General features: G+C 49.0%; 7 protein-coding genes and 3 rRNA genes. 4 read left to right on the top strand and 6 right to left on the bottom strand.

What is annotated here, in order from left to right; all coding sequences use genetic code 11:
• Positions 1-94 precede the first annotated feature (94 nt).
• Complete coding sequence (locus DYD62_RS18810; protein ID WP_115228971.1) at positions 95-679, bottom strand: 2OG-Fe(II) oxygenase; 585 nt, start codon at positions 677-679, stop codon at positions 95-97.
• The gene (locus DYD62_RS18805) at positions 669-2669 is read right to left on the bottom strand and encodes a site-specific recombinase (RefSeq protein WP_115228969.1); all 2001 of its coding nucleotides are present in this window, start codon (positions 2667-2669) and stop codon (positions 669-671) included. Before DYD62_RS18805 ends, DYD62_RS18810 begins: the two co-directional genes overlap by 11 nt.
• 357 nt (positions 2670-3026) lie before the next feature.
• Here DYD62_RS18805 and DYD62_RS18800 point away from each other — a divergent pair, with 357 nt between their 5' ends.
• Positions 3027-4985, top strand: a complete 1959-nt coding sequence (locus DYD62_RS18800; protein ID WP_115228966.1) for a DUF2298 domain-containing protein — start codon at positions 3027-3029, stop codon at positions 4983-4985.
• A gap of 74 nt (positions 4986-5059) precedes the next feature.
• Here DYD62_RS18800 and DYD62_RS18795 read toward each other — a convergent pair whose 3' ends face one another.
• Entirely contained in the window at positions 5060-5269 is a 210-nt protein-coding gene (locus DYD62_RS18795; protein ID WP_115228964.1) for a DUF1289 domain-containing protein, read from the bottom strand.
• Between the two features lie 111 nt (positions 5270-5380).
• Between DYD62_RS18795 and DYD62_RS18790 the strand changes: the two genes are divergently transcribed.
• Genes DYD62_RS18790 through DYD62_RS18785 form a run of 3 tightly spaced genes read left to right on the top strand, consistent with a single transcriptional unit; the run spans position 5381 to position 7241 of the window.
• Positions 5381-6199, top strand: coding sequence for a UDP-2,3-diacylglucosamine diphosphatase (locus tag DYD62_RS18790; RefSeq protein ID WP_115228961.1), 819 nt, complete (start codon positions 5381-5383; stop codon positions 6197-6199).
• Positions 6196-6447 carry a hypothetical protein gene (locus DYD62_RS24125; RefSeq protein ID WP_233702979.1) on the top strand — a complete coding sequence of 84 codons (252 nt, stop codon included), beginning with the start codon at positions 6196-6198 and terminating at the stop codon, positions 6445-6447. Before DYD62_RS18790 ends, DYD62_RS24125 begins: the two co-directional genes overlap by 4 nt.
• Positions 6330-7241: a glycosyltransferase family 4 protein gene (locus DYD62_RS18785; protein WP_308418357.1), complete on the top strand. Its 912-nt coding sequence runs from the start codon at positions 6330-6332 to the stop codon at positions 7239-7241. The genes DYD62_RS24125 and DYD62_RS18785 overlap by 118 nt, the downstream gene beginning before the upstream one ends.
• A gap of 210 nt (positions 7242-7451) precedes the next feature.
• Here the strand turns inward: DYD62_RS18785 and rrf are convergent.
• The 3 genes from rrf to DYD62_RS18770 all read right to left on the bottom strand — a co-directional run.
• A 5S ribosomal RNA gene (gene rrf, locus DYD62_RS18780) occupies positions 7452-7565 on the bottom strand.
• Between the two features lie 148 nt (positions 7566-7713).
• A 23S ribosomal RNA gene (locus DYD62_RS18775) occupies positions 7714-10603 on the bottom strand.
• A 304-nt stretch (positions 10604-10907) separates the two neighbouring features.
• Positions 10908-12176, bottom strand: a 16S ribosomal RNA gene (locus DYD62_RS18770); the annotation flags it as partial.

The raw sequence follows: 12176 nt of genomic DNA, 5'->3' as shown, positions 1-12176 counted from the left end.
ATTTTGCATTGATAGAGCATCCTTAACGGCAGTACTAATATAAATTATCCATGGCAATTGTAAAGTTTATACTTGCCCCCCGCTATGCGCTGAATCACATAGATCTGCGGCGAAACCATCCGGTTAAAGATAAGCGCTCCCGCTGGCTTATTAATACTTCATGCTCAAAACGATTAGATAAAAAAATCACCAGCTTTCCCCCTTGAGGCAGGATATCCAAATGGCGGTGCTCGTCTAAATATAAACGTAATTCTCCGCCATCCTGTTCTGTCCATTCCGGATTAAGATATAAAACAACCGTGACAACCCGGCTATCTTCACCCCGGTGCTGATCCAGATGGCGTGCATAAAAACTGCCCGCCGGATAAGCAGCAAAATGGCATTCCAGCTCGTCTAATCCCAAATACAATGCTGCATTCAGGCTTTGCTTTAATTCATCCAGCTGGCTTAATGCCCTGGCAGCAATCGGATCATTCGCATCAATCCAGCAAATATTATCGCCCCTGATTTGCTCCTGCACGATATGCCCCTCTTTTCTGCCTATTCCGGCCGGGTAAAATAAATCTCGTCGCTCCTGCATGGCCGAAGCCAGAATATGCACTTCGCTGCTTTCTAAAAATTGGGGGACAATCGTAAAGCCATGCTCTACCAAATCATCAAGAATTAAATCAATGTCCATTTGTTTCGCCCGATACGACGTCTTTTGTTGGGATAAAAAAATCTGCCGGCCTTTTCAAAAAACGGCGCATAAGCTGGCCTAATAAGGGCCGGGTCTGACCAAAAGACAACTTACGTGAACGCAGAGCAACCCAAAGCGCTAAAGTAAAGCTCATCACCAGATTGGTCATCCCAATCAGCGCCACGCCAAGCAGCGAAATCACCACGACATGCCAATCCATCTGGAAATTTTGCGCAACTAAGGCAAAAGAAAAATTAGCAGATGAAAAAGTAATATGCCGGATATCAATGGGTAAGCCCAGCAATGCACCAATTGTACCTATCGACCCCAGCATAATCCCAAAATAAAAATTCCCCGCCAGAGCGCCTAAATTATGCTCAATATAATTTGCTATTCTTTGTGTTCTGGCGGCTCCAAACCAACGATTTAACCAAGGCAGAGCAGCAATTCGCTCAGGTATTTCGTTATAAATCGCTTTATTATCGTAATAACCAGAAATCAACCCCGACATAAACAAGCACACACCAGCTATGGCAGCATGAAAAATAGCCAAGCTGGCAATTGGGCTTAAATCCTGCAATAAATGATTCGCTTTATCTGTATTTACAAAAGCCTCACCCAGCTGCCATTGCCATGCCATACCAATCAGCAATGCCACTGGCATAGCCAGTAAAACATTCCCAGCAATGGCTACAAATTGTGTTCTGAACACTTTAACAATCAGCTCAACCAATTCGCCCAAGCTGTCTTTTTGCTTGGTTGAAGAATGAATCGAGGCAGCAATTTTAGCCGCCGTCATAGCTGGCTGCTTAGTTGCAACAGTAAAGTGCATCATATGGATAAACATAAAGCCAAACGCATAATTCAAACTAAAAGCAATTGCTTCCAGCAATAAAGGCAGATGCGCTTTAGTAATCAAAATTTTCAACATGGCCATAAAGCCAACAATAACCCCCGCCCCGGCCGCCGATTTAAACATTCCCGCCCAGTCACGGCGCGTTTCAGCGATATAGTGCTCTCCGGTATGACTGGCGTGCTCTGTAACCTGCAAAGCCAGTAATTCGGTATTTTCTGCAAAAAGGTCTTTTAAACTATATTTGCGATTTTCTGCTGTTACAAATGCATGCAGGGTATGAAGTAAAGTCGTTGCTTTATCTTGTGACGGTTCCGGATTAGCCAGAGTCAGTAACGTTTTCAAGCGATCAATATGCTGGCGTAAGCGAATAAGCAAATACGTTAAGCTCACCGACACGCCTTGCTTCGCCGCATTTTTGCGCACTTTGGCAATCACTTCTTCGCATTGAGCCAGTAATACACGGATTTGCAAATCATCTTCGCTCGGCTTGCCATCATGTATTAAATCTTGTCGGTAACGCTCAATCCAGGCTAGCGTTTCTACATTTTGCCGCACAAATGGTGATTCAAAACGTTCTATATCCGGATGATTTTTTACAATTTCAGGCTCTAGTCCTATTGCCGAAACACGGCAGGATAAAACTTGAATCGCTTCCAGCATTTGCACCAAAGTACGATTAATACTATCTCTGTCTGTTTCATCATGGAAATGCAGTGCATTGCCTAAATCCTGCCACACCTCGTGCGGCACATTACCAAACCAAACGTAATCATCATGGTGATTAAACGCAGCGCCAAATAAATCTTTTAATGAGGATAGATTAACCTTCGGAGGCAACAGGCTATGGCCAATTCGCCGCACCAGTGCATCATAAAGGCTTTCATTTGAAAGAATGCCGGTATCGGTATAGAGATGAACCTGCTTTGTTGTTGAAAGCAAATGCAGCAAATGGCGGCGTAAAGCCGTGCGCAATTCAATATGCAGTTCCAGCAAATAGCACAAGGCCTGAATATTATTAACAGCCTGAGTGGTGTTTTCAGCTTTAGCAGGGCGCAAGGCGGCTATCAGCTGGCACAGCAGCTCGAAAGCATGATCCACCGTAGCGTCCTGCATCGATTTCAGTATTTTTTCCATTCAGTACTCTTTGTTCAATTCATTTACAGAGTGCTTAAAGCACCACATCCCTCTCAGGCTGTTGCACTGCAGATCCTCTAAGCATTTTTAATTGATGTTTCCGGTTGACCTGTCTCAGGCAAAGATAGTGCCCCAAGAATCTGTTTGAGGTGAATTGGACGGGAATCAAGCCCTGTTGGCAAGCCGCCTTTTTCCCCTTTTCATCTTTATAGCGACCCTGTACTCACTTAGCTTAACTGCAACCCAGCAATACAGTGAATGATTTGTCAGTTAAAACAGACCTTTCCTGAGCATTAAATCATTTTAAGCTTGCACTTATGTACAATCTGTCAGAAATGACTGATAAGGAAGCAAGCGATGCATTTGATTTACCTGATGCTAACAGCCGCTATTTTACTGGTGAACTTAGCCGCTATTGGCCGCCTATTTAGTAACTACTTTGCAGATGCACAGCTTGCAAGAGCAGCCGGAATGCTTACTCTGCTGACGAGTTTCTTCTTTATTGAGCACTTCATTGGTCTTGGGCGCTTAAGCTGGATCTGGCCAATCAGCACTTTACTCAGTGTTCCGCTCTTGTTTAAACACTGGAAAATGGGCGGCTGGCGGGATGAGCTACCACTCTGGCTTCCCTTTGCCTATGTATTTGCCTGGCGCTTTGTTTTCCCTGATATTGATGGCCAATCAGAGCATCTTACTGACTTGGCTTTTGTATCCAACTATATCAGTGGCACACAGCTGCCCCCGGCGGATGTCTGGTTACCCGCTTACCGGTTCGATATTTACTACGGCTTTTTACACTACGCCACCGCCTTAATGGGGCGTGTATTAGCCTTAGATGCAGGGCGAGCCATGAACCTTGGGGTTTGCCTGACGATCGCATTGACCAGCAGCCTAGCCTGGAGCATCACCAGCCATTTTATTGCAGCACGCTGGAAAAAAAGCCTGCTCATTGCTGCGCTCCTAGTTGGGGGCACGGGTGTTGCTCCGCTTCTCCCTGTGCTTTTTGAGCCCGCAAGCAATGATCAAGCTGCCATTACCCAGCTCTGGGCAAATACTCGCTTTGCAGGTTTGTACGATCAGCAGATCAATACTGCAGCGGGTCAGGCACTCTTTCCCAAAACCGAAGGGACCTCCCCCAGAGAATTACCTCTAGAAACGCTGTCTTATTACATCTACCTCGGTGATTTACACCCTCCCCTCGCAGGCTTTGCACTACTCTTTTTTGCACTCGCTCTGATGATCCGTTTAGAAAATGAGGCTAAAGCAAAGCCACTCGCCTTTACTTTAGGTGCAAGTGTGCCCTTACTGCTGGCAGTGAATGCCTGGAATTTGCCGCTACAAGGCCTATTACTAATGGGCTGGTGCTTATACCGCCGGGCGGGTCAGCGCAGCTGCCACCTCACGTATCTGCTTGCAGGGGCCGCCAGCGCCTTGGGTTTGCTCTACCCATTTATGAATAGCTACGCGCCCAATGCCTTATCTGCTGGCTTTGCCTTAGTTGCAGCAGAGGATCACACCCCATTGCGCCAGGGCCTTGCCATCTGGTGGCCCGTCTTGTTGCTGGCTGTTCTAGCACTGAGTCAGGGAAGAAAAAACAGGCTGGCCTTCTGGAGCGGGGCAGGTGTTTTATTGTTGCTGACACTGATGGAGTTCGTGTTTATCGACGACCCGCTCTCAGGCGCTTATAACCGGTTTAACTCAACCTTAAAATGGTGGTCCTGGCTTTACCCTGCCGCACTCATCCTGCTGGGATCAATTGGCCTCAGCAGTCCTAAGCGCTGGCAACAATATCTTGCTGCAATCCCCCTTATCGCCGTCTGCGCCTATGCTCTGCCCCAGGCTCAATACTGGCGCTATCACCCCAAAACCAGCACAGGCCAATTTGCAGGGGATGGTTGGTTAAAAAATGACTTTGCCCACAGAGCCATTTTGAATCACCTGCGCACGGCAGAAAAAGGTGTGGTACTGGAAGGGCTCGATGCGGGCTCCTACACAGCGGCCAGTGCGTTTGCACTGCATAGCGGCCACCCTGCGGCACTAGGCTGGCCAGATCATGAAAGCCTGTGGCGTAATCAGGCACCATTTATTCAGGCGGAAGCAGGCAAGATCCGTGCGTTCTATCATGCATCTCTTCCTAATGCTGAAGCATGGCTCAACAGCCAGAACATTCGCTATATCGTGTGGAGCCGCTTTGATCAAACCCGTGGTCCGGCAGCATTCTCCCAGCTTCGGGCACAGCTGGAGCCCCACTATGCATGGCGCGCTTTAGTGATAGAAAACGGTGTTGAATTTGGTGTGTGGGAAAGGCGCTCCTAAACCCAAAAAGCCACAACATTACTATTTTGGCCGGGAATTTCGGGTAGCCGGATTCCCGCCTGCATAAAAATGCATCACTCTTCTCTAAGCCAAGGCGCAACCTTGCCGCCTTGCCGCCATTGCTCTTCTAAACGCGCCCATATTTTATTTTTATCTTCATCACTCATCATGACCCATGTCGATACCTCGACGACGCTACGGCCACATCCCCGGCAAATTTCATCCCCAAGAGCAGTTGAACAAACGGCAATACAGGGTGAATCTGGGCGCTCTTTTTCTAACATTCAAACTCCTTGTGGTGGAAAGTGATCACTAATTACAGGTAAACATCACTATCACTGATCTGTCACAAACAACCGGCATGATTTAACAATACCCTCCCAGAGCCTACAAGTATGTCGGAGAGCACTCTCAAGTTTCGCAGCATTTGGATCTCTGACCTTCATCTTGGTACATCAGGCTGCCAGACTGCTTATTTACTCGATTTTCTCAAGCATTGTGATGCCGATCATCTTTATTTGGTTGGCGACATTATCGATGGCTGGGCCTTAAAACGCTCTTGGTTCTGGCAGCAAAGCCACAACGATGTGATCCAGAAAATTCTCAGAAAAGCCCGCAAAGGCACCAAGGTAACGTATATCCCCGGCAACCATGACGAAGGTGCAAGGCAGTTTTTAGGGCTGATGTTCGGGGAAATCATCATAGAAGATGAAGTTATCCACACCATGGCCAATGGTAAACGCTTTCTGGTGCTGCATGGCGATCGCTTTGATGGCGTTGTGCAATGCGCAAAATGGTTGGCAATTGTCGGTGACCGCCTCTATACCATTACATTGAAACTAAACCATTGGTTTAACCGGGCCCGTGCAAGATTTGGTCTGGGTTATTGGTCTTTATCACAGTTTCTGAAACATAAAGTGAAATCGGCAGTGAGTTTTGTATCCAATTTTGAAACCGCAGTCGCTGCCGAAGCAAAAACACTCGGTCTGGATGGCGTCATTTGCGGCCACATCCATAAAGCAGAAATGCGCGAAATTGATGGCGTGCTCTACTGTAATGATGGCGACTGGGTAGAAAGCCTGACCGCCCTCGTTGAATTACCAACAGGTGAATTACGCATCCTTACTTGGCAAAAATTCTTTCATGAGCAGCAAACAGAGCTTATCAACCTGTACGCACCTAATTCACCCCTTTTCGAAGGAATGACAGCATGAATATTTTGATTGTGACCGATGCATGGGAACCTCAGGTAAACGGCGTGGTTCGCACCCTCAAGCAAACCCGGCAAGAACTGGAGCATCTGGGTCACATCGTTGATGTGCTCCCCCCCTCGAATTCAAAACCATCCCTTGCCCCACCTACCCAGAAATTCAGCTATCGCTGTTTCCTGGCAGAAAGATTGCTCAGCGCATCAAAACATTCAAACCGGACGCTATCCATATCGCTACCGAAGGCCCCTTAGGGCTGTCTGCGCGCCGCTACTGCATCCGCAACAAACTCCCCTTCACCACCGCCTATCACTCGCGTTTCCCGGAATATGTACAGCTGCGTATTGGTATTCCTCTTTCATGGACTTACGCTTGGCTGGCCCGCTTCCATAATGCAGCAGAAGCCGTCATGGCCCCTACTCACGTTGTAGTAAAAGACTTAGAAGCACGCGGTTTCAAAAAAGTAGTGATGTGGTCTCGCGGCGTCGATCTCAAAATATTCAGCCCAGGTGACAGAGAACGTCTGCAAACCCGCCACCCGATTTTTGTCTATGTAGGCCGTGTAGCCGTAGAAAAAAACATAGAAGCATTTTTAGAGCTCGATTTACCCGGCTCGAAGTGGGTATGCGGAGATGGCCCTGCGGCAGCACAATTACGCGCCAAATATCCCGATATCAACTGGCTGGGTGTACTTAGCCAGGAAGAGCTTGCTAAAGTTTATAACGCGGCTGATTCTTTTGTTTTTCCATCAAAAACAGATACTTTCGGTTTAGTTCTGCTTGAAGCAATGGCCTGCGGCTGCCCCGTAGCTGCTTATCCAGTCACCGGCCCGATTGATGTCATTGGTGCAGATGGCCCTGGAGCACTTAATGCTGATTTACAAAAAGCCTGCCTAGACTCTTTAAAATTAAGCCGAGAAGAAGTACGCAAGCACGCAGAAAAATTTTCATGGGCCGCAGCCAGCCAGCAGTTTCTGGCGCACCTGCACCCATTCACACCCACAGCCCAAAACGAACTGGCGCTAAGCCTTGCAAACACGGGTGAATAAACCAACGATGGCATCACAGGTGTAGATTTTGTAGCTTGGGTTAGCAGTCTGCGTGCGAGGTTTACCTCGCGTAGGTTGGGTTAGCAGCCTTATCGCGTAACCCAACACGCCAACCATCAAGATGGCCGCTACGCTACAGCGCGCATTTCTTCCGCGCAAAGCAAAACCCCCGCCTCTTTCGAGTACGGGGGTCTTGGTACGGCTTAGGGTGTCTGGCAATGACCTACTTTCACACAGGTAATCTGCACTATCATCGGCGCTAAGGTGTTTCACTGTCCTGTTCGGGATGGGAAGGAGTGGGACCACCTCGCTATGGTCGCCAGACTTTAACGGGTTAACTCGTTGCACTTACTGCTCTGCAACGCGTTCAGTTCAATAGAAGAAGTAATATATTACCTTGTACTGCTTGTTTCTCAAATTCAGCTCTAATCTTGGGTAGATTATACCGTCGCACACACGCGCTTCAGGTTATAGGATCAAGCCTTACGGGCAATTAGTATCGGTTAGCTTAACGCATTACTGCGCTTCCACACCCGACCTATCAACGTCCTGGTCTCGAACGACCCTTTAAAAGGCTTAAAGCCTTGGGGAAATCTCATCTTGAGGCGAGTTTCGCGCTTAGATGCTTTCAGCGCTTATCTCTTCCAGATTTAGCTACCCGGCGATGCCACTGGCGTGACAACCGGTACACCAGAGATCTGTCCACTCCGGTCCTCTCGTACTAGGAGCAGCCCCCCTCAAATTTCCAACGCCCACTGCAGATAGGGACCAAACTGTCTCACGACGTTTTGAACCCAGCTCACGTACCACTTTAAATGGCGAACAGCCATACCCTTGGGACCGGCTACAGCCCCAGGATGTGATGAGCCGACATCGAGGTGCCAAACTCCGCCGTCGATGTGAACTCTTGGGCGGAATCAGCCTGTTATCCCCGGAGTACCTTTTATCCGTTGAGCGATGGCCCTTCCATTCAGAACCACCGGATCACTATGTCCTGCTTTCGCACCTGCTCGACTTGTCTGTCTCGCAGTTAAGCCGCCTTATGCCATTACACTATCAGTACGATGTCCGACCGTACCTAGGCGACCTTCGAGCTCCTCCGTTACAATTTGGGAGGAGACCGCCCCAGTCAAACTGCCTACCATGCACGGTCCCCGATCCGGATAACGGACCAAGGTTAGAACCTCAAAGGGGTCAGGGTGGTATTTCAAGGACGACTCCACACAGACTAGCGTCCATGCTTCAATGTCTCCCACCTATCCTACACAAACCACTTCAAAGTCCAATGCAAAGCTACAGTAAAGGTTCACGGGGTCTTTCCGTCTAGCAGCGGGGAGATTGCATCTTCACAAACATTTCAACTTCGCTGAGTCTCAGGAGGAGACAGTAGGGCCATCGTTACGCCATTCGTGCGGGTCGGAACTTACCCGACAAGGAATTTCGCTACCTTAGGACCGTTATAGTTACGGCCGCCGTTTACTGGGACTTCAGTCAAGAGCTTGCACCCCATCATTTAATCTTCCAGCACCGGGCAGGCGTCACACCCTATACGTCGTCTTTCGACTTTGCAGAGTGCTGTGTTTTTGATAAACAGTCGCAGCCCCCATTTCTCTGCGACCCATGTCAGCTCCAGCCGCAAGGGCCTTCACCTAATATGGGCTCACCTTCTCCCGAAGTTACGGTGATAATTTGCCGAGTTCCTTCTCCTGAGTTCTCTCAAGCACCTTAGAATTCTCTTCCTACCCACCTGTGTCGGTTTGCGGTACGGTCAATATAAAGCTGAAGCTTAGAGGCTTTTCTTGGAAGCATAGGATCAATCACTTCAGTCCGAAGACTTCGTCGTCACGTCTCAGCGTTAAAGCAGCCCGGATTTGCCTAAGCCACACGCCTACTCGCTTAAACCCACTATTCCAACAGTGGGCTGACCTACCTTTCTCCGTCCCCCCATCGCACTTTATATCGGTACGGGAATATTAACCCGTTGTCCATCGACTACGCATTTCTGCCTCGCCTTAGGGGCCGACTCACCCTGCGCCGATGAACGTTGCGCAGGAAACCTTGGGTTTTCGGTGTGCGGGCTTTTCACCCGCATTATCGCTACTCATGTCAGCATTCGCACTTCCGATACCTCCAGCATCCTTCTCAAGACACCTTCGCAGGCCTACGGAACGCTCCTCTACCATATGCACATCGTGCATATTCGCGTCTTCGGTTATCAGTTTGAGCCCCGTTACATCTTCCGCGCAGGACGACTCGACCAGTGAGCTATTACGCTTTCTTTAAATGATGGCTGCTTCTAAGCCAACATCCTGGCTGTCTATGCCTTCCCACCTCGTTTTCCACTTAACTGATTATTTGGGACCTTAGACGGCGATCTGGGTTGTTTCCCTCTTGACCATGGACGTTAGCACCCACAGTCTGTCTCCCATGCTCGCACTTGACGGTATTCAGAGTTTGCCATGGTTTGGTAAGTCGCGATGACCCCCTAGCCATAACAGTGCTTTACCCCCGTCAGTGATACATGAGGCACTACCTAAATAGTTTTCGAGGAGAACCAGCTATTTCCAAGTTTGTTTAGCCTTTCACCCCTATCCACAGCTCATCCCCTAATTTTGCAACATTAGTGGGTTCGGACCTCCAGTGCGTGTTACCGCACCTTCATCCTGGCCATGGATAGATCACTTGGTTTCGGGTCTACGCCCAGCAACTATGCGCCCTATTCGGACTCGGTTTCCCTACGCCTCCCCTACTCGGTTAAGCTTGCTACTGAACGTAAGTCGCTGACCCATTATACAAAAGGTACGCAGTCACCCCATTTTGCAAGGGCTCCCACTGTTTGTATGCATCCGGTTTCAGGTTCTATTTCACTCCCCTCCCGGGGTTCTTTTCGCCTTTCCCTCACGGTACTGGTTCACTATCGGTCGATGATGAGTATTTAGCCTTGGAGGATGGTCCCCCCATCTTCAAACAGGATTTCTCGTGTCCCGCCCTACTTGTCGCATGCTTAGTACCAACCAATCTTTTTCGTGTACGGGGCTATCACCCACTGTCGCCAGACTTTCCAGACTGTTCCACTAAAGTTTGATTTATCACATGCAGGCTCTTCCCATTTCGCTCGCCACTACTTTGGGAATCTCGGTTGATTTCTTTTCCTTCGGCTACTTAGATGTTTCAGTTCGCCGAGTTCGCTTCTCATGACCTATGTATTCAGTCATGGATGACCCAAAAGGGCCGGGTTTCCCCATTCGGATATCACGGGATCAATGCTTATTTGCCAGCTCCCCGTGCTTTTCGCAGGCTAACGCGTCCTTCTTCGCCTATCATCGCCAAGGCATCCACCAGATGCACTTAGTCGCTTGATCCTATAACCTCAAACACGTATCAACAAAGTTAATACAATTCGAAGTATCTGATTTCGCTTTGTTTGCGACATCGATTATTCAGTTCTGACTTCGAACAATCGATTTTGATACAATCTACCCTTATTTATTTCTAAATTTGAGTATTACTTCTTCTATTTTTTTAAAGATCAAGTTACTGTCTTGCTGATTTTAGAAACCAGAATAAATGTGACTTTATTAAATCACATCAATTCTGAATCCTAATCAACAATCCCTAAACCTACAGTCGATGAGTGTGAGTACTCAATCCAAAAGTCTTCTCTTGAAAGGAGGTGATCCAGCCGCAGGTTCCCCTACGGCTACCTTGTTACGACTTCACCCCAGTCATGAATCCCACCGTGGTAAGCGGCCTCCTTACGGTTAGCCTACCTACTTCTGGTGAAACCCATTCCCATGGTGTGACGGGCGGTGTGTACAAGGCCCGGGAACGTATTCACCGCGACATGCTGATCCGCGATTACTAGCGATTCCGACTTCATGGAGTCGAGTTGCAGACTCCAATCCGGACTACGATCGGTTTTATGAGATTAGCTTCCACCTCGCGGCTTGGCAACCCTCTGTACCGACCATTGTATGACGTGTGAAGCCCTAGCCATAAGGGCCATGAGGACTTGACGTCATCCCCACCTTCCTCCGGTTTGTCACCGGCAGTCTCCTTAAAGTGCCCAACTAAATGGTAGCAACTAAGGACAAGGGTTGCGCTCGTTGCGGGACTTAACCCAACATCTCACGACACGAGCTGACGACAGCCATGCAGCACCTGTGTATTGGTTCCTTGCGGCACTCCCAATCTCTCAGGGATTCCAACCATGTCAAGGCTAGGTAAGGTTTTTCGCGTTGCATCGAATTAATCCACATCATCACCGCTTGTGCGGGCCCCCGTCAATTCCTTTGAGTTTTAGCCTTGCGGCCGTACTCCCCAGGCGGTCTACTTCACGCGTTAGCTGCGTTACTAAGGAACGAATTCCCCAACAACTAGTAGACATCGTTTAGGGCGTGGACTACCAGGGTATCTAATCCTGTTTGCTCCCACGCTTTCGTGCATGAGTGTCAGTATTAGCCCAGGGGGTTGCCTTCGCCATCGGTGTTCCTCCGCATCTCTACGCATTTCACTGCTACACGCGGAATTCCACCCCCCTCTGCCATACTCTAGTTGACCAGTTTGCAATGCAATTCCCAGGTTGAGCCCGGGCTTTCACATCACACTTAATCAACCACCTGCGCACCCTTTACGCCCAGTAATTCCGATTAACGCTGGACCCTACGTATTACCGCGGCTGCTGGCACGTAGTTAGCCGGTCCTTATTCTTCCGGTACTGTCATCCCAATGGATATTAGCCACTAGGATTTCCTCCCGAACAAAAGCGCTTTACAACCCGAAGGCCTTCTTCACGCACGCGGCATTGCTGGATCAGGCTTGCGCCATTGTCCAAGATTCCCCACTGCTGCCTCCCGTAGGAGTCTGGACCGTGTCTCAGTTCCAGTGTGGCGGATCGTCCTCTAAGACCCGCTACAGATCGTGGCCTTGGTGAGC

It is taken from the genome of Iodobacter fluviatilis (genome assembly GCF_900451195.1).
In the GTDB taxonomy this organism is placed as follows: domain Bacteria; phylum Pseudomonadota; class Gammaproteobacteria; order Burkholderiales; family Chitinibacteraceae; genus Iodobacter; species Iodobacter fluviatilis.
Note: the sequence above shows the minus strand (reverse complement) of the source record. Positions and strands in the feature narration are given on the sequence as shown.